Source organism: Pseudomonas sp. LF-5, from assembly GCF_037626295.1.
Classification (GTDB): domain Bacteria; phylum Pseudomonadota; class Gammaproteobacteria; order Pseudomonadales; family Pseudomonadaceae; genus Aquipseudomonas; species Aquipseudomonas monsensis.
On record NZ_JARKMT010000005.1, the window covers coordinates 253,153 to 270,986 of the forward strand.

Here is a 17,834-nt window from a genome sequence, read left to right on the forward strand (position 1 = left end):
ATGGGCCGCTCTGGCGTTGTCGCCTTGCTCCTGTTGTGCGCGGGCAGTGCGCCGCTGCCGTTGACGGCGGCCACCAGCCAGAGCTTTCAGGTCAGCGCGACGGTGACGGCGGGCTGCCTGGTGGTGGGCGGGGTGTCGAACTATGGCGGGCTGAATTTCGGTTCGCGCTCGGCCCTGGCCACCGACACGGTGCAGGTGGCCCTGACCGGGGGTGTGCAATTGCAGTGCACACCGGGGGTGACGCTGAACATGAGTGTCGACGGCGGCCAGTACAACAACAGCGGCCGGCACATGCAGCTCAACAGTGGCAGTGCACGGGTGGCGTATGCGCTGTTTCGCGATGCGGCGTACAGCCAGAGTCTGGGCATTGGTCAGAGTGTGGCGGTGGCGTACAGCGACGCGAACAACATCAGCCTGCCGATTTACGGTCAGGTGCAATTGCCGGGCAATCAGCCTGGGGGGACGTACAGCGATGTGTTGCAGGTGCAACTGTCGTGGTGAGGCGAAGTCTGGATGGCCGACAAGGAGCAGGTTTATGGGGTGTTACACGTCACGGCGGTCGCTCGGGCAGGGCGCGGTAGCGGCGTTGCTCATGATGGTAATGAGTCATGTACAGGCCGCCAGCTCGGTGTTGATCTGGCCCATTGATCCGGTGCTGGAAGCCGATCAACAGGCCAGCGCACTGTGGCTGGAGAACCGCGGCAACGAAACCGCCAACCTGCAGATCCGCGTGTTTGGCTGGAGTCAGAACGGCTTCCAGGAGCAATACCAGAACCAGCGCGACGTGATCGGCAGCCCGCCGGTGGCGAAAATCGAACCGGGGCAGAAACAGCTGGTGCGCCTGACACGGACCAAAGACGTGCCGCCGGGGCAGGAACTGGCTTACCGAATCATCATCGACGAAATCCCTTCTGCTCAACCCCCCGTCGCTGATGGTGGCAAGACTGCCGCGGCGATCCGCTTCCAGATGCGCTATTCAGTGCCGCTGTTCGCCTATGGCGCGGGTCTGTGGAGCAAGGAAGACAGCACCCGCGCGCGCGATCCCAAAGGCATTGGCCTGCCGCAATTGAGCTGGCGCACGGTGGCGGTGGACGGCAAGCCTTACGTGGAAGTGCGTAATCAGGGCGCGGTGCATGCGCGGCTGACCGATGTGGCAATCAAACAGGGCGGGCAAAGCAAACCGCTGGCCGAAGGGCTGCTGGGTTACGTGCTGCCGGGGGCGGTGATGCGCTGGCCGGCACCGGGTGGATTGGCCGGTGATTCGGCGTTGCAGGTGCGGGTCAATGGTGCGACGCAGGTGCAGAGCATTACGCCGGCACGCTGACTTCGTGTGGTGAAGGGGGGATCCGAGATGAATGCATTTCTCTGAGGTGAGCGAATTGATCTGTGGAGCGGATTGATCTGTGGCGAGGGGATTTATCTGTGGTGAGGGGATTTATCTGTGGCGAGGGGATTTATCCCCGTTGGGCCGCGAAGCGGCCCCGTCCTTTCTTCCATTTAGCCGAGCACCGCCGGGCGACTGCTGTGCAGCCGAACGGGGATAAATCCCCTCGCCACAGATAATCCCGTCGCGACAAGGAATGAGTCATCTCGCAACCCCCGGTTTCGGCAAAGCAATATCAGGAGGATTCAGTCCATTGACGGACGTCAAACGTGTATGAGCCCAGGATGGGCTCGCCGTCTCCAGCGTCCGTTGTGGCTCATGACCGGCGCGTGTTGCCTGGTGTTCGTTCAACCGGCCGGGGCCGGCGAACTGCCGCCGCCCCCCAGCGGCATGGAGGCCGTCAGTGATGCACAGTTGTTTCTGGAACTGGTGGTCAACCAGATGAATACCGGGCGTGTCGTGGCCGTGGAGCAGCGTGGCGGGCGCCTGTTTCTGCCAGCCACAGCGTTGCGCGAAACCGGCATGAAATTGCCGGACAACATCAGCGCTGAAGTCGACCTCGACAGCTTGCCCGGGCTGCACAGTGATTACGACAGCGTCGGCCAGCGCCTGCTGCTGGACGTGCCGCCGGAGTGGTTGCCGGAGCAGTTTATCGGCAATCGCGAGGCCTATCCGCGGACGCCGGCGCTGAGCAGTTTCGGCGCGTTGTTCAACTATGACCTGTACTTCAACGACACCGATGATGCCGGTTCTTACCTGGCCGCGTGGAACGAAGTGCGGCTGTTTGACAGCTGGGGCACGCTGTCCAATACCGGGCAATACCGGCGCACCTTGTCGGGGGATTCGCTCAGCACGCTGAACGATGGTTACCTGCGTTACGACACCACATGGCGTTATTCCGATGACGAGCGAATGCTCACCTACGAAGCCGGTGACGTGGTCAGCGGCGCCTTGCCATGGAGCAGTTCGGTGCGCCTGGGTGGCGTCCAGTTCTCTCGCGATTTCGCCGTGCGTCCGGATCTGGTCACCTATCCGTTGCCGCAGTTTGCCGGCGAAGCAGCGGTGCCGTCTTCGGTGGACCTGTTTATCAATGGCTACAAGTCCAGCAGTGCGCAGCTGCAACCGGGGCCGTACACCCTGACCAATATTCCGTTCATCAACGGTGCCGGGGAAGCGGTGGTGGTGACCACCGATGCGCTGGGGCGGCAGGTGTCGACCACGGTGCCGTTCTACGTCACCAGCAGCCTGTTGCAGAAGGGCTTGAGTGACTTTTCCGTGGCCGCCGGGACCTTGCGCCGCGACTACGCCCTGAAGGATTTCAGCTACGGCCCGGGCGTGAGCGCTGGCAGCCTGCGCTATGGCGTCAGCGACAGCTTCACCCTCGAAAGCCATGCCGAGGCCGCCGACTCGCTGACCCTCGGCGGTCTGGGCGGCAACCTGCGCCTGGGCAATTTTGGCGTGCTCAACAGCGCCGTCAGCGAAAGCCGTTTCGACGGCGAGGGCGGTCAGCAGTTGAGCCTCGGCTATCAGTACAGCAATCAGCGTTTCAGCTTTTCTTACCAGCGCCTGCAACGTCACGCTCAGTACGCCGACCTGACTGTGGTCGACAGCCCTTACATCAGTCTCAGCCGCCGTAGCGAACAGGCCACCCTGAGCCTCAACCTCGACCGCTGGGGCAGCCTCGGTGCGGGTTATTTCGACGTGCGCGCCGCCGACGATTCGCGCACGCGCCTGCTTAACCTCAGTTGGAGCAAGCCGCTGTGGCGCAACAGCAGTTTCTACCTGTCGGCCAATCGCGAAATCGGCGATAGCAACTGGGCCGTGCAGGCGCAACTGGTGATTCCGTTCGATCTGCGTGGCAGCCTGGCGCTCAGCAGCGAACGCAGCAAGACCGGGCAGACCCAGCAGCGCGCCAACTACAGTCGTGCGGTGCCGACCGAGGGCGGAGTGGGGTTCAATCTGGGCTATGCCAAGGGTGACGGGCCGGATTACCGACAGGCCGACGTGACCTGGCGTCTGCAATCAGTGCAATTGCAGGCCGGTGTCTACGGCACCTCCGACGCCGAAACTCGTTGGGCTGATGCCAGCGGTTCGCTGGTGTGGATGGATCGGCAGGTGTTCGCCGCCAATCGCATCGACGATGCGTTTGTCGTGGTCAGCACCGATGGTTTCGCCGACATTCCGGTGCGCTATGAAAACCAGCAGGTCGGCCAGACTGACAAGAACGGTCACTTGCTGGTGCCGTGGAGCAGCGCCTATTACCGCGGCAAATACGAAATCGATCCGCTCAACCTGCCAGCGAACGTGCGCAGCCCCAACGTCGAGCAACGCATCGCGGTGCGCCGTGGCAGCGGTTATCTGCTGGAGTTTGCGCTGACCCGGGTCAGTGCCGCGAGCATCGTCCTGGTCGACGCGCAGCAGCGCGAACTGCCGCTGGGCGCAGGCGTGTTGCATGACCAAAGCGGCACGCGCACGGTGGTCGGTTGGGACGGACTGGTGTATCTGGAGAACCTGCAGGCGCAGAATTCGCTGCAGGTGACACTGGCCGAGGGCAAGACCTGCCAGGTGCAGTTCAGCGTCGATCTGAATCAGGACCAGGTGCCGTTGATTGGCCCGTTGGTGTGTCAGTGATGGCCGCGCGGTTGTGCCTGTGGTTGATGCTGTTGCTGCCGGGCGCGGCGCAGGCGCTGTGTTCGGTGGTGGGCACCACGCCGGCGGCCTTCGGCACGATCAGTTCGATTGCCGTGCGCACCGTTTCGCAGCCCAGTTCCACACTCAATGGCGGATTGAGTTGCACCGGTTCGCTGTTGGCGCTGTTGACCAGCAGTGATCATTTCTGGGGCACGGTGTCCTCGACGCAAAGTGGGCTGGTCGGCCCCACGGGTGACGTCATCAGTTACACGATCTACGCCAACAACAGCACCAGTTACCCGCTGACGCGCGGCACCGCCTTCGACTTTGCGCGCAATGGCATCATCGACGCCCTCGGCCTGCTCAACGGCACGACACCGAAAACCGTGCCGTTGTACCTTGGCACGACCATCGGCAGCAATGTGGCGGCCGGGGTGTACACCGAGACCCTGAGCATTTTCTGGAACTGGAATTACTGCTCGGGCATCGGCATCGGTTCGGTGTGTATCGGTCGCGACATCAACAGTGGCACGACGACGTTGACGGTCAACCTGACCGTGTCCAACGATTGCACGATCACCGCGCCGAACATTGCCTTCGGCAGTGCCCCGGTGGTCAGCGCTTTCACGCCGGTCACCGGGCAGACCATCAACCTGGCCTGCACCAAGGGCAGCGCCTACACCGTGGGTTTGAGCGACGGGCAGAATCCGCTCAGCACCGGCGGGCGGCGGCGGATGATTTCCGGGAGTAATTATCTGGCCTACGACATCTTCAAAAGCGCCGGCAGTACCCGCTGGGGCAGCGTCGGCGCGGCGCGGCGGGCGAGCACCGATGCCGAGATCAATCCTGGCAACGGGCTGGGCACGGGCAGTCAGATTTTCAATTACAACGCGAAGATCTACACCGACCAGGCCACGCCGCCGGCGGGGACGTATGTGGACAACGTGGTGCTCGACGTGGGGTTCTGAGCAGACACGGATTTCTCCTGGGGAGTAGACAGTGTGGCTGATCCGACGCCATCGCCAACAGGTCGGCTCCCACCGGATTTTCGGCATTTTCAGAAGGATTGGGACTGCTTGAGCAATGAGGTGACCGGTGTATCGACCGGGCTGACCATCGCATAGTTGTACCCGCCGCCCGACCAGTATTGGGCCTGCAAATCCCCGTCACTGCGGCTGCCTCGTGGCAAAAAGGTGTTTTTCGGTCCCGGCGGGCGCACATAGAAACTCACCTTGTGCCCGCCACCGTCCTCATAGATCACCATCGCCGCGGGGCCCTCATCGGTGCTGAGCAGTCGCCCGCTGACCGGTTGAAAGCCTGCTGCCGTCAGGTCCGGCAGACGGCTGGCCCGGGCGAAATAGCGGTCGAGCCAGCGCTGCATATCACCGTTGTCAGCCACCTTGTAGTCCGCCGGCAGCATGCCTTGCTGGGCAATCAGTCGATACGCCTGCAACGCGTCGGTCATTGGTAGCAGGGACGGGCGCACAAGGGTCATTTCCCGCGCCTGCCAGCCACTGAAACCGCCAATGCCCACGGCCATCAACAAGACGGCGGCGCTCGCCAGGTGCCGCTGCGTCTGGCGCTTGCGGCGCTGCCGGATCATCGCCGGGTCGAGGGCCGGATTGGCCGGTTGCAGCAACGCCCCCCCCAGCGCCGCCCGCAATTGCTGGGCATCCTGTTGCCAGGCGCGAACCTGGGCCGCTTGATCCGGGTGACTGGCCAGCCAGGTGTCCAGTGCACGCCGGTCGGCGTCGCTGAGCTGGTGGTCGACATAAGCGTGCAAATCACGCTCGCTGGGAGGCAGGCTGATCATTTGAGTATCCGCAAAGAAGGGCTATTGATTTCGCCGTCGCTGAGGAGGCGCAAGGCCTGGCGGGCACGGGACAGACGCGACATCACGGTGCCGATCGGGGCGTCGAGAACCTCGGCGACCTCTTTATAAGTCAGGCCTTCCACCGAAACCATGAGCAGCAGGGCGCGTTGCTCGGTGGGCAGGCGATCAAAGGCTTGCAGCGTCGATTGGGCGATGACCGTGCGTTCGACCGAAGGTTGGGCATCGTCCCGGCCGGTAAAGAATTCGAGCATCCGCGCATAGCGTCGGGAGCGCCGATAGGCATCGACAAACTGCCGGTAGAGGATCGCAAACAGCCAGGCACGCAAATCACCGTCGGCGCGTTTGTCGCCCCAACTCGACAGGGCCCGTTCAAGGCTCGCCTGGACCAGATCGTCGGCGCTGCTGCTGTTGTGCGTCAATGACACGGCAAAGCGGCGCAATCTGGGGATGAGTTCACGCAGTTGTTCGTCGAGTGCGTTCATGCCGAAGTCTTCATGGAAGGTAATGCTCTGAGGCGCAAAAAACAGCGTCGGGAAGCAAGACGCTCCTCGTCGAAGGTTATTCCAGAGAAGGTGCTGTAAATCTTTTTCCTTTGCTTTGTAGGATAGTTCGTCGCGATTTGTAGTGCGTGTAATGGTTTTCGGATTCCCGGATCAACCCGTTTGAAAGGCGCGTTTCCCGACGGTGCAGCCAATGCCCCCGACGGACGTGACCACCAAAAATGGTTGAAATCAGAAAACGGGAGTTTCCTCATGCAAGCGTTCGCGATATCTAGCCGGTCCCTACGAGGCTTTGCACCCGAGGTGACCGTTGAGCCCAATCCCTGGCAGCGTTTCGGTCGAGGCCCGCAAGTCGCGCCGGAGGCGCCATTGATTCATCGCGCAATCGAAGCGCAAGCCGTTGAACGGCCCGAAGCTGTCGCGGCGCAGCATCAGGGCCAGTCCATCACTTACGGCGAGTTGAACCGCCAGGCGAATCGGCTCGCAACGACGCTGCTCGAACACGGTGTATTTCCTGGCGACCACGTGGCGCTGTTTGTCGAGCGCTCGATTCCGATGCTGGTGGGCATGCTGGCGGTGTTGAAAGTCGGTGCTGCTTACATTCCTCAACACGTGAGCATCACTCCCGCTGCGCAGTTGCGCCACATCATGACGGTCGCCCGGGTGCGGGTCGTGCTGACCCTGTCTGAGCTGGCGCAGGCGATTCCCTTGGACTCGGAGCAACAGTGCATTCATCTGGATGAAGTCATCCGTGCTGACACCGTGGCCGCCGACGAACTGAACATCGGTGGCGCAACGTCGTCAGCGGATTCACTGTGTTTTGTCCTGTTTACCTCGGGCACCACCGGACTGCCCAATGGCGTGCGCGTGACCCAACGCAACGTGTGCAATATTTTGCTGACGAGCCCCGGTGATCTCGGGATGCGCCCGGGGTTGAAAGTCGGCCAGATCCTCAACATCGCGTTCGATATGGCGGCCTGGGAAGTACTGGGTTGTCTGGCCCACGGTGCAACCCTGCTGATCCGGGGCAAAGACATCGCGCAGACCGCTGAACACTGTGATGTGCTGATTGCGACGCCGTCGATTCTCGCCACTCTTGATCCCACCCGTTGCACCCAGGTGAAAGTCGTCGCTCTGGCGGGTGAACCTTGCCCGCAACCGCTGGCAGATCGCTGGGCGAAATTCTGCACGTTTTACAACGCCTGTGGGCCCACCGAAACCACCATCGTCAATACCATGCAGCACTATCGGGGTTCGGGGGCGCTGACGATCGGCAAGCCGACGCCCAATAACACGGTGTATGTGCTTGATGAAGCAGGGCAGCTGTGCGGACCGGGCGAGCAGGGTGAGATGTGGGCGGGCGGGGATTGTGTGACGGCGGGTTACCTGGGCAATGCTCAATTGACCCGCGAGCGGTATCAGCCCGATCCGTTTCTGGGCCAGGGACGCATGATGTTTCGCACGCGTGACCTGGGGCGCTGGACCGCAGACGGTGAGCTTGAACATCTGGGGCGTGTCGATGATCAGGTCAAGGTCAGAGGCTTTCGGGTTGAGCTCGACGCGGTGTCAGCGGCGCTGGAGTCCGCGCCGACCTGCGAGCGGGCGGTCACGCTGAAGCTCGACAGTCGTCATCTGGTGGCCTTCGTTTATCCCGCCAGTACAGATGTCGATGCAGCGCGTGCCTGTTGTGAAGCGCGGCTTGCCTACTACTGCGTGCCGTCGCTGATACTCGCCGTTGACGAGATTCCGCTGACGTCCCGGGGCAAGGTCGACAAGCGTTTGCTTCTTGAGTGGGCAGTGGCGCATCAGGCCGAACAAACAGACGGCGGGCAGCCAGTGCGGGTGCAGGCATGAGTGCGCCACAGGTGAACATCGTCCTGCCTGCCCGGCGGCCACTCTGGCAACGTCTGGGAACCCTGCCGATGTTCTCGCATTACAACCGTCTGGTGGTGTTAGTGCTGGCCTGCAACATGGCCGTGCTGGTGTACGGCATCAAGGTCGGGCAGTGGTGGTCCACCGCCGGGGTGAATTTGCCGATGTTGTCGGCACTGGTGGTGGCGAATCTGTCCCTGGCGATACTGATTCGTCAGCAGTACCTCATCAATCTGTTGTTCTGGCTGGCCACCCGGGCGCCCACGACCTGGCCGTTGGCGGTTCGCCGGTCGCTGGCCAAGGTTTACCACTTCGGCGGCCTGCACAGTGGTGGCGCAATGGCTGCGATTGCGTGGTTTGCCCTGTTGTTCGGTTCGATGATCTGGCAGCGGCTCGAAGGTCCGGGGGGCGTTTCGCTGACGCTGATCGGGCTGAGTGGCGGGTTGTTGGGGCTCCTGTTACTGGTGGCAGTCATGGCGATGCCAACCTTGCGCGGGCGTTTTCATAATGCGTTCGAACGCACCCACCGTTTCGCCGGGTGGGCCGCGTTGGCGATGTTCTGGGCAATGACGCTGGTCTCTGCGCGGGAACAGGATGGCGCGGCTGCGCTGATCGATCTGCTGGCGCAGTCCGCCTCGTTCTGGATGTTGCTGCTGGTCACGATGAGCATTGCCTTGCCGTGGCTGCGATTACGCAAAGTGCCAGTCAGCCTCGTGCGGCCTTCGTCGCATGCGGTGATAGTGCGCTTGGAACACCACACCCCGTTTGCGGGCTCCGCCACAGCGATCAGCCGTAATCCGCTGTGGGAATGGCATTCGTTCGCCAACATTCCCACACCGGGAAAGGAGGGTTTCCGCCTGATCATTTCCCGGGCCGGCGACTGGACCGGGGCGTTCATCGAGCAGGCGCCAACACATGTCTGGGTCAAGGGCATCACCACGGCCGGCGTGGCGCATATCGAAACACTGTTCAAATCGGTGGTGTATATCGCCACCGGCAGCGGTATCGGGCCGGTATTGCCCCATTTACTCGCCAGGCAGGTGCCCATCCGCCTGATCTGGTCGACCCGCAGTCCGAGAGCCACGTATGGCGATTCGCTGGTGGACGAAATCCTCGAGGCCCAGCCTGATGCGCTGATCTGGGACACGGATGTGTCCGGCAAACCCGATCTGCTGACATTGGCCTATGCCGCCGTGCAGTCGTTCGGCGCTGAAGCGGTGATTTGCATCTCAAATCAGCGGCTGACTGAACGTGTGGTCGAAGAAATGGAAGCGCGTGGCATACCGGCCTACGGCGCCATCTGGGATTCCTGAGCTCGCGGCGACTGTTTTCCTCCCGACACTTTTTACCGACATGAGATGAATATGAATCTGTTGATCGAAAGACAGGGCCGAGTCGTGTTGATCCGGCTCAACCGCCCGCAAGCCCGAAATGCCCTGAACACCGAAATGATGCGTGAACTGTTGGAAACCCTGCACGGGCTGGACACTGATCCGGGCGTCGGGTGCTTCGTGATTACCGGGACCAAGGATTACTTTGCCGCCGGCGCCGATATCAAGGAAATGCATGAAAAATCCTGCCTGGACATGATTGAGCAAGATTACTTCGCCGGATGGGATGCCTTTGCCCGGCTCCGGACGCCGAAGGTGGCTGCTGTCGCGGGCTACGCCTATGGCGGTGGTTGTGAGCTGGCGATGATGTGTGACCTGATCATCGCCGCCGAGTCCGCGACGTTCGCCTTGCCGGAAATTACCCTCGGGGTGATGCCGGGCATGGGTGGGACTCAACGGCTGACGCGCCTGATCGGCCGGGCAAAAGCCATGGACATGATCCTGACCGGGCGTTCGATCAGTGCTCGGGAAGCGGAACAGGCGGGGTTGCTGTCGCGGGTGACGGCCGCCGATCAATTGCTTGAGCAGGCGCTGGCCGTTGCGCAGCGCATCGCCGGGTTTCCACGAACGGCGACATTGGCAGCCCGCGAAGCGGTGGATCGAGCGCTGGAGTCGGGGTTGAGCGATGGCATCCTGTTCGAGCGCAGAGTGTTTCATGGCTTGTTTGCCACCCCGGCGCAAAAAGAGGGCATGCAGGCGTTTCTGGAGAAGCGCGAACCCCGTTTTGATCAGGTGTAGCCTGCCTGCACGCGGCATCACACGCAGAGCCATGAAAGAAACTACAGTTCAAAGGGAATAACCCTACGAGACGGGCGTCTTATAGCACCTTCCCCTATGGCCATTGGCCCTGGAGTCTTTCATGGTTGATCCCACCTCACCCTACGCTTCTCCGCCTGGCAGGCCGCAGCGTCCGCCCTTGAGTGCCGCGAGCCTGCTATTTCGACTGGCCGGCATTGCCGTTGTGGTCGGCGCTGTAGCCGGGGCGTTTGCCTACGTGCACGGCAACTTTGAGCCACAACGGCTGACGCCCAAGGCGTTGGTCGATGTGCTGGAGAAAAACAACGGCGTGCATCCCGGTTTCCGCCGCAATCACGCCAAGGGCGTGTGCGTGATCGGGCATTTCGAGAGCAGTGGTGAGGCGCGCGCGTTCTCCACGGCGCAGGTGTTCAACGATCCGCGGACCCCGGTGGTCGGACGTTTCGCCTTGCCGGCGGGCAATCCCTATGCGCCGGACAACAGCGTGCCGATTCGCAGTCTGGCGTTGCGCTTCACCCAGGCCAACGGTCAGCAGTGGCGTACCGGGATGAACAGCATGCCGGTGTTCCCGGTGGGCACGCCCGAGGCGTTCTATCAGTTGCAACAGGCGCAGTCGCCGGACCCGGCCACCGGTAAACCGGACCCGGCCAAGGTCCCGGCGTTCTTTGCTGCGCACCCGGAGGCGGTGCCATTTCTGACGTGGATCAAGACCGCCAGACCGTCAGCCAGTTACGCCACTGAAACCTACAACAGCGTCAACGCGTTCTATCTGGTGGATGCCAGCGGCAAGAAGCAGGCCGTGCGCTGGAGCATGAAACCGTTGGCCCAGGACACGGCGGGCGCGACCGCGCCTGAGGGCAGCGATTTTCTGGAGAAAGACCTGGTGCAACGCCTGGCCGCGGCGCCCCTGCGTTTTCAGTTGAACATCACCCTGGCCAATGCCGATGACCCGGTGAACGACGCCAGCAAAATCTGGCCCGAGGGGCGCAAGGTGTTGAACGCCGGCACCCTGGTGCTGGAGAAAACCCAACCGCAGTTGAGCGGCGAGTGCCGTGACATCAACTATGACCCGCTGGTGCTGCCAGCCGGTATTCAAGGCACCGACGACCCGCTGCTCGCAGCACGCTCCGCCGGTTACGCCAATTCCTACCTGCGTCGCACCAGCGAAGTCAGCCAGTTGCCCGCCGCCAGACAGGAGGCTCGTCCATGAGCACTCAACCGACACATTTCGCTTTGTTGGCGCGGCTGCTGCACTGGTTGATGGCGCTGATGATCATCGCGATGCTGTTTATCGGTGCCGGTATGGTGACTTCGGTTTCCGAGCGGCATGAATGGCTGATTCATCTGCACAAACCGTTGGGCATAGCGATTCTGGCGCTGGTGATTGTGCGCTTGCTGGTGCGCATTTCCACTCGACAGCCGCCATTGCCGGCGGATCTGCCGGGTTGGCAAGTGATGGCGGCGAAGGCATCGCACGTGCTGCTCTATGCCTTGATGCTGGTGTTGCCGTTGCTCGGCTGGGCGATGATCAGTGCATCGGGCGAACCGGTAATGCTCAGCACCACAATGCAACTGCCGTCGATCGTGCCGGCCGATGCGCAGCTGTTTGCGTTATTGCGCAAGGCCCACGGGTATCTGGCGTATCTGTTGTTCCTGACAGTGCTGTTGCACCTGGCGGCTGCGCTGTTTCATGGCTGGGTGCGCCGCGACGAGGTGCTCGACAGCATGTTGCGCGGACGCGATCGCGGCTGATGTGTCGGAGTGGCGCATTGTGTCGATGCGCCACTTTTCAGGGGCAGCCACCCGTATTCCACAGCGGTTGTGCGTTGTACACGTTACCCGCGAACTGCCCTGAAGATCGCAGACGCGCTGCGATCTTCAGGGCACGCGGGGAGGGGGTCAGCGCAAGATATCGACCATGTCGGCGAGGGTGGTCAACACGTCTTTACCCAGTTGTTTCGAGCGTTTGCCCGACCAGCCAGTCAGCGGGTTCGGCGCATCGTCGTGGTCCTTGAATGGCATTTCCAGGGTCTGCGACAGGCAATCGTATTTTTGACCAACGGCGTTGCACGCCAGGGTCATATTGGCCTGGCCCGGTTCGTCGCGGGTGTAGCCGTATTTGGTCTGGAAATCTTTGGTGGTGCGCTTGAGGTGCGTGCGGAAATGCTCTTCAAGTTTCTCTATCCGTGGCGTGTATCCCGGATTGCCTTCGCTACCAGCGGTGAACACATGGGGGATTTCTTCGTCGCCGTGTACGTCGAGGAACATGTCGACGCCGTACTTTTCCATCTGCTGTTGTACGAAAAGTACCTCGGGGCTGAGTTCCTGACTCGCGTTCTGCCAGGCGCGGTTCAAATCCTGGCCCATGGCGTTGGTGCGCAAGTGACCGTGGAAGGCACCGTCCGGGTTCATGTTCGGCACCAGATACAGGTCGGCGCTGGCCAGCAGCGTGTTCAACACCGGGTCGTCGTGGCGCTCCAGGCGCTCGATCACGCCTTCCATGAACCATTCGCCCATGTGTTCGCCGGGGTGTTGTTGCGCGATGATCCAGACCTTGCGCTGGCCTTCGGCGCCGCTGCCCTTGCGCAGCAACTGAATGTCGCGGCCCTCGACGCTTTTGCCGGTGGCCAGCAGTTCGGTGCCAGCCTTGGTCTGCGCTTGGTCGATCAGCCAGTCATGGCGACCGCGGCTGTAGGGTTCGAAGTAGGCGAACCAGGCGTGCGTCTGCTCGGCTTCGAGGCAAAAGCGCAGGCTGTCACCTTCAAAACTGGTAGGAATGCGGAACCAGTTGACGTGGTCGTAGGACGCGACGGCCTGATAGCCGGTCCAGGCCTTGTTGTAAGAGGACTGGCTGGCGTTGACCAGGCGAAACCAGTGTTCTTGATGAACATGCAGGCCGCTGGCCTTGAAGTGAAACCACTGGAAGTGCGGGCTGCGAGTGTCCGGGCGAATGGCCAGGACCGGATTGAGCGGATTGGAGATGTCGATGACTTGAATGTTGCCGCTGTCGAAATTGGCACTGATATCGAACGAAGATTTGGCCACGGTCATAATCGTTTCCTGAATATGATTTTTATGGCTGTTACTTTACACGCAAGCTTGAAGTGAGACCGAGAGGATTTGCAGGGCTGTAGCGGGGGGCGTCTTCCATGACGCGAATGCAGCTTAGAGACTGTGTAGTTGATTCTCAAGTGCTAATTATCTGAAGTTTGCCCCAATGTGGCCGGGCTTCGCTTGCCAACCGATATTCTTTTGATATTATCCGCGCCATCGAATTTGCAGCACTCAAAGACTTCATTAGCCTGAAGCCATAAGCCCGAAAAACGGGTAAAAAAAGACCCGGCAAAAAGCCGGGTCAAAAACCGTGATTAGCCTGATGAGGAGATAGTCCAGAAGACCGACCTAAGGTCTCTGGCCCATCGACTGATCTCGCGACCAGTTGCTTGCAATAATAATCATTATCATTTGCAAGTCAAATGTTTTTATCTGCGCGATTGGAAAATTCTTTTCCGTCCGTTCCACTCAAGGTCGTTCAGACCTCATCGCCATCGAGCGAATGGTCGACCATTGCCCGCGCCATATCCACCATGTGCACCACTGAAAACGCCAGGTCGCGACTCGCGCCCTGCAGGTTCTCTGCGGCCTTGAACGCAGTGGCGGCGGCGCAACGCAACAGATCCGAGGCGTGCACCAGGGCTTCTTCGCCACTGAGGTGGTGCCTGACATTGAAAAAACGCTCGCCCGACTCGGGTTCTGACACAGCTGGTTTCAAGTAGTAATCCAGGGCGCGCTGCGCCGCGGCATTGCCTTGAGGCGAGGTGAACATGGTGTCCATTTGCAGATCGGGCAAGTCTTTGCTGCTGATATTCATGATGATGGGCCACTCCTTGTTTGATTGAAAATCCGTGCTTGCAGAATAGTACGATGCGTAGTTGTGACCAGAATTTAAATACTACAATATGTGTTTTGCTAGCCGAAGGCGTCCGCGTAAGGTGCCGCACATGGATAAATGGATTGAGTTGGTCAAGGCCAAGATGAGTGAACTCAAAATCACTCAAACAGAGCTCGGAGAGCGCGTCGGCATGTCCCAGGGCGGGATCGGCCATTGGCTGAACAAACGTCGCGAACCTGGGATCACGGAAATGAACCGTGTGTTGCAGGCACTGGGCATGGACTTCCTGGAAGTGGTGCTGGTGATTCGCGAGCCGCCGCTGACCCCGGATGACGAAATGCCGCTGGCGCAGAAGTACAACCCGTACTTCCGCTACCCGGTCAGTGACTGGCACATGCCCTGTGAGGTGCGCGAAAGCGGGGAGTCAGCTTATGCCGCATCGGACAAGCAGCGTTTCGAACTGACGGATTACCACGCCCGTGGTGCGGCATTCTGGTTGACGGTGGCGGGGGATTCGATGACCGCGCCCAGCGGCCCCAGCATCGCCGAGGGCATGCTGATTCTGGTCGATCCGGAGGTGGAGGCAGTGCCCGGCAAACTGGTCATCGCCCAGTGGGCGGACAGCGCTGAAGCGATCTTTCGCAAACTCGACGAAGAGGGCGGCCAGCGTTACCTGGTGCCGCTCAATCCGACCTGGCCGAAAGCCTTGTTGACCGACGAGTGTCGGATCATTGGTGTTGTGGTGCAGGCAACGGCACGGTACTAGTCAGATCGATCCTCGCTCGGCGCAGGATCGATCGCTCATTCAGACTTCTTCCAGTTCAACCAAAGCGCTGCCTTCGCCAACCATTTCGCCTTCCTGGCAATACAGCGCTTTGATCACCCCGGCGTGCGGCGCACGAATGCTGTGCTCCATTTTCATGGCTTCCAGCACCACCAGTTGCGCACCGGCCTCGACCGCTTGCCCGGCCTCGACCAGCACCCGCACGATACTGCCGTTCATCGGTGCCGTCAGGCCGCCCTGATGACTGTGGCTGGCTTCCACGGCGCTGATCGGATCGTAAGCCTCAATGCGACGCAACTCACCTTCCCATTGCAGGTACAGCGCATCGCCCTGGCGAATCGCCCGCAATGTCCGGCGTACGCCGTCGTGTTCGATGATCAGCGTTTCACCTGACAGCGTGGCGTTGCCAACAGCCCCCAGCGTCCGCGCGCGATCCTGACCCTCGCAAGTCAAATGCAGGGTCAGTTCCCGAGGCAGACCTGCTCGCAAGCCGCTATTGAGCGACCACGGCGACGCGGGATCATCCGACCGCGCAATCGCCGGCAGACTCTGCGCAAACGCCTGCCCGGCGGCGGCCCAGAACTCATCGCTCAAGGGTTGTGGGGCAGGCAGCAGCTGCTCCTGGTAACGCGGAATAAACCCGGTATCCAGTTCCGCTGCGGCAAACGCCGGGTGCGCAATGATCCGCCGCAAAAAGTTGATGTTGGTCTTCAGCCCGCCAATCGCGAACTCATCGAGCATGCTCAATAACCGCAGACGCGCCTGTTCACGGTCCTCGCCCCAGGCAATCAATTTGCCGAGCATCGGGTCATAGAACGGTGAAATCTCGTCCCCTTCCTCAACGCCGCTGTCCACCCGCCGCCCCGGCCCTTGCGCCGACTCGCGATACAGCGCCAGACGCCCGGTCGCCGGCAGAAAATCATTTGCCGGATCCTCGGCATACAACCGGACTTCAATCGCGTGGCCATTGAGCGGCACTTGATCCTGAGTCATCGGTAACGCTTCACCACGGGCCACGCGAATCTGCCAGGCCACCAGGTCCAGACCGGTGATGGCTTCCGTCACCGGGTGCTCGACCTGCAGCCGCGTATTCATCTCCATAAAGAAGAATTCGCCGCGTGCATCCAGCAGGAACTCCACCGTGCCGGCACCGACATAGCCAATCGCCTGGGCCGAACGCACTGCCGCTTCACCCATGGCCCGGCGCAGTTGCGGCGACAGCCCCGGTGCCGGCGCTTCTTCGACGACTTTCTGATGCCGACGCTGAATCGAGCAATCGCGCTCGTTGAGATACAGGCAGTGGCCATGCTGATCGGCAAACACCTGGATTTCCACGTGACGCGGCTTGAGCAGGTATTTCTCCACCAGCATCCGCGAATCGCCGAACGATGACTGCGCCTCACGCTGGGCCGAGGCGAGGGCTTCGGCCAACTGGCTGACGTCCTCGACTACTTTCATGCCTTTGCCGCCGCCGCCCGCGGTGGCTTTGAGCAACACCGGATAACCGATGCGCTCGCAGGCCTCGCGGAAGGTGTCCAGATCCTGCGCCTCGCCGTGATAGCCGGGCACCAGCGGCACGCCGGCGGTTTCCATCAAGGCCTTGGCGGCAGACTTGCTGCCCATGGCGTCAATGGCTGCGGCGGGCGGGCCGAGGAAAATCAGCCCGGCGGCTTCGATGGCGCGAGCGAACCCGGCGTTCTCCGAGAGAAAGCCATAACCCGGATGAATCGCCTGGGCGCCGCTGGCCTTGGCTGCGGCGATCAGTTTGTCGATTTGCAGATAGCTCTCGGCGGCTTTGCTGCCACCCAGATCGACCCGGATATCGGCTTCGCGACTGTGCCGCGCCTCACGGTCGGTGGCGCTGTGCACCGCCACGGTGGTCAGGCCCAGCGCCTTGGCGGTACGCATGACCCGGCAAGCGATTTCGCCGCGGTTGGCCACCAGCAGGGTAGTGATAACAGGTGCGTTCATCAACGCGACTCCTTGGTGATGGCTTGCCAGCTCGGCGGACGTTTTTGCAGAAAGGCACGCAAGCCCTCCTGGCCTTCCGGGCTGACGCGGATCCGGGCGATGGCGTTTTCGGTGTAGCGCCGCAGCGCCGGAGTCAGCGCGCCGTTGCCGACCTCACGCAGCAAATCCTTGCTGGCGCGCATCGCGGCGGGGCTGTTGAGCAGCAGGTTGTCGATCCATTGCTCGACGGCCTGATCAAGCTCGGCAGCCGGGTAGCTCTCGGACAGCAAGCCGATTTCGCGTGCCCGCTGCCCGCCAAAACGCTCGGCGGTCAACGCGTATCGACGCGCAGCACGTTCGCCGATGGCCTGCACCACGAACGGACTGATCACTGCCGGCGCCAGACCGATGCGCACTTCCGACAGGCAGAATTGCGCGTCATCGGCGCCAATTGCCATGTCGCAGCAACTGATCAGGCCCAGCGCGCCGCCGAATGCCGCACCTTGCACCACGGCCACGGTGGGGATCTTCAGTTTGGCCAGGTTGTACATCAACTCTGCCAGTTCCCGGGCGTCGTCGAGGTTGGTGTGGTAATCGAGTTCGGCCGACTGCTGCATCCACGCCAGATCGGCACCGGCACTGAAGTGTTTGCCACGCCCGCGTACCAACAGAAAGCGCAGGCTGGCATCGCTGGCGACCTTGTCCAGCGCCAGGATCAGCTCACGGATCATCTCGGCATTGAAGGCGTTGTTCTTTTCGGCGCGGTTGAGCCACAGGGTGGCGAAGCCTCTTGGGTCGCGCTGCAGTTCCAGGGTGTTGAAATCGCTCATGAGATTCTCC

At 61.5% G+C, this 17,834-nt stretch carries 16 protein-coding genes; 10 read left to right on the forward strand and 6 right to left on the reverse strand.

The features are described from left to right. The 4 genes from PseuLF5_RS17695 (at position 1) to PseuLF5_RS17710 (ending at position 4,983) form a co-directional block, all read left to right on the forward strand. Entirely contained in the window at positions 1–501 is a 501-nt protein-coding gene (locus PseuLF5_RS17695; protein ID WP_340134159.1) for a Csu type fimbrial protein, read from the forward strand. A gap of 91 nt (positions 502–592) precedes the next feature. Next, positions 593–1,324 carry a fimbrial biogenesis chaperone gene (locus PseuLF5_RS17700; protein ID WP_445262420.1) on the forward strand — a complete coding sequence of 244 codons (732 nt, stop codon included), beginning with the start codon at positions 593–595 and terminating at the stop codon, positions 1,322–1,324. Between the two features lie 333 nt (positions 1,325–1,657). Next, positions 1,658–4,015 (forward strand): fimbria/pilus outer membrane usher protein, encoded by a 2,358-nt coding sequence (locus PseuLF5_RS17705; RefSeq protein ID WP_340134162.1) that lies wholly within the window; start codon positions 1,658–1,660, stop codon positions 4,013–4,015. Continuing rightward, positions 4,015–4,983, forward strand: a complete 969-nt coding sequence (locus PseuLF5_RS17710; protein WP_340134163.1) for a Csu type fimbrial protein — start codon at positions 4,015–4,017, stop codon at positions 4,981–4,983. The genes PseuLF5_RS17705 and PseuLF5_RS17710 overlap by 1 nt, the downstream gene beginning before the upstream one ends. Before the next feature lie 89 nt (positions 4,984–5,072). Here PseuLF5_RS17710 and PseuLF5_RS17715 read toward each other — a convergent pair whose 3' ends face one another. Next, the gene (locus PseuLF5_RS17715) at positions 5,073–5,828 is read right to left on the reverse strand and encodes an anti-sigma factor family protein (RefSeq protein ID WP_128614790.1); all 756 of its coding nucleotides are present in this window, start codon (positions 5,826–5,828) and stop codon (positions 5,073–5,075) included. Continuing rightward, complete coding sequence (locus tag PseuLF5_RS17720) at positions 5,825–6,331, reverse strand: sigma-70 family RNA polymerase sigma factor (RefSeq protein ID WP_340134164.1); 507 nt, start codon at positions 6,329–6,331, stop codon at positions 5,825–5,827. Before PseuLF5_RS17720 ends, PseuLF5_RS17715 begins: the two co-directional genes overlap by 4 nt. Before the next feature lie 270 nt (positions 6,332–6,601). Between PseuLF5_RS17720 and PseuLF5_RS17725 the strand changes: the two genes are divergently transcribed. The 5 genes from PseuLF5_RS17725 to PseuLF5_RS17745 all read left to right on the forward strand — a co-directional run bounded on the left by PseuLF5_RS17725 (position 6,602) and on the right by PseuLF5_RS17745 (position 12,120). Beyond that, on the forward strand, positions 6,602–8,203 hold the full coding sequence (locus tag PseuLF5_RS17725) for an amino acid adenylation domain-containing protein (RefSeq protein ID WP_340134166.1): 1,602 nt from the start codon (positions 6,602–6,604) through the stop codon (positions 8,201–8,203). Next, on the forward strand, positions 8,200–9,534 hold the full coding sequence (locus PseuLF5_RS17730) for a hypothetical protein (RefSeq protein ID WP_340134167.1): 1,335 nt from the start codon (positions 8,200–8,202) through the stop codon (positions 9,532–9,534). Before PseuLF5_RS17725 ends, PseuLF5_RS17730 begins: the two co-directional genes overlap by 4 nt. 51 nt (positions 9,535–9,585) lie before the next feature. Next, positions 9,586–10,350 (forward strand): enoyl-CoA hydratase-related protein, encoded by a 765-nt coding sequence (locus tag PseuLF5_RS17735; RefSeq protein ID WP_123462363.1) that lies wholly within the window; start codon positions 9,586–9,588, stop codon positions 10,348–10,350. Between the two features lie 121 nt (positions 10,351–10,471). Next, positions 10,472–11,578, forward strand: a complete 1,107-nt coding sequence (locus PseuLF5_RS17740; protein ID WP_340134168.1) for a catalase family peroxidase — start codon at positions 10,472–10,474, stop codon at positions 11,576–11,578. Then, complete coding sequence (locus PseuLF5_RS17745; RefSeq protein WP_128615418.1) at positions 11,575–12,120, forward strand: cytochrome b; 546 nt, start codon at positions 11,575–11,577, stop codon at positions 12,118–12,120. The genes PseuLF5_RS17740 and PseuLF5_RS17745 overlap by 4 nt, the downstream gene beginning before the upstream one ends. Positions 12,121–12,267: 147 nt before the next feature. Here PseuLF5_RS17745 and PseuLF5_RS17750 read toward each other — a convergent pair whose 3' ends face one another. Both PseuLF5_RS17750 and PseuLF5_RS17755 read right to left on the reverse strand, forming a co-directional pair. Further along, entirely contained in the window at positions 12,268–13,419 is a 1,152-nt protein-coding gene (locus PseuLF5_RS17750) for a M14 family metallopeptidase (RefSeq protein WP_123462369.1), read from the reverse strand. Between the two features lie 481 nt (positions 13,420–13,900). Further along, positions 13,901–14,239, reverse strand: a complete 339-nt coding sequence (locus PseuLF5_RS17755; RefSeq protein WP_123462371.1) for a DUF6124 family protein — start codon at positions 14,237–14,239, stop codon at positions 13,901–13,903. A 130-nt stretch (positions 14,240–14,369) separates the two neighbouring features. On the opposite strand from PseuLF5_RS17755, the gene PseuLF5_RS17760 reads away from it, so the two are divergent. Continuing rightward, the gene (locus PseuLF5_RS17760) at positions 14,370–15,026 is read left to right on the forward strand and encodes a LexA family protein (RefSeq protein WP_123462373.1); all 657 of its coding nucleotides are present in this window, start codon (positions 14,370–14,372) and stop codon (positions 15,024–15,026) included. Positions 15,027–15,065: 39 nt separating this feature from the next. On the opposite strand, the gene PseuLF5_RS17765 is transcribed toward PseuLF5_RS17760, so the two are convergent. Together PseuLF5_RS17765 and PseuLF5_RS17770 are read right to left on the reverse strand one after the other, a co-directional pair. Beyond that, a complete protein-coding gene (locus PseuLF5_RS17765; protein WP_322376265.1) occupies positions 15,066–17,015 on the reverse strand; it encodes an acetyl/propionyl/methylcrotonyl-CoA carboxylase subunit alpha in 1,950 nt (649 codons plus the stop codon). Next, positions 17,015–17,824: a gamma-carboxygeranoyl-CoA hydratase gene (locus tag PseuLF5_RS17770; RefSeq protein ID WP_123462377.1), complete on the reverse strand. Its 810-nt coding sequence runs from the start codon at positions 17,822–17,824 to the stop codon at positions 17,015–17,017. The genes PseuLF5_RS17765 and PseuLF5_RS17770 overlap by 1 nt, the downstream gene beginning before the upstream one ends. Between the last annotated feature and the right edge of the window lie 10 nt (positions 17,825–17,834).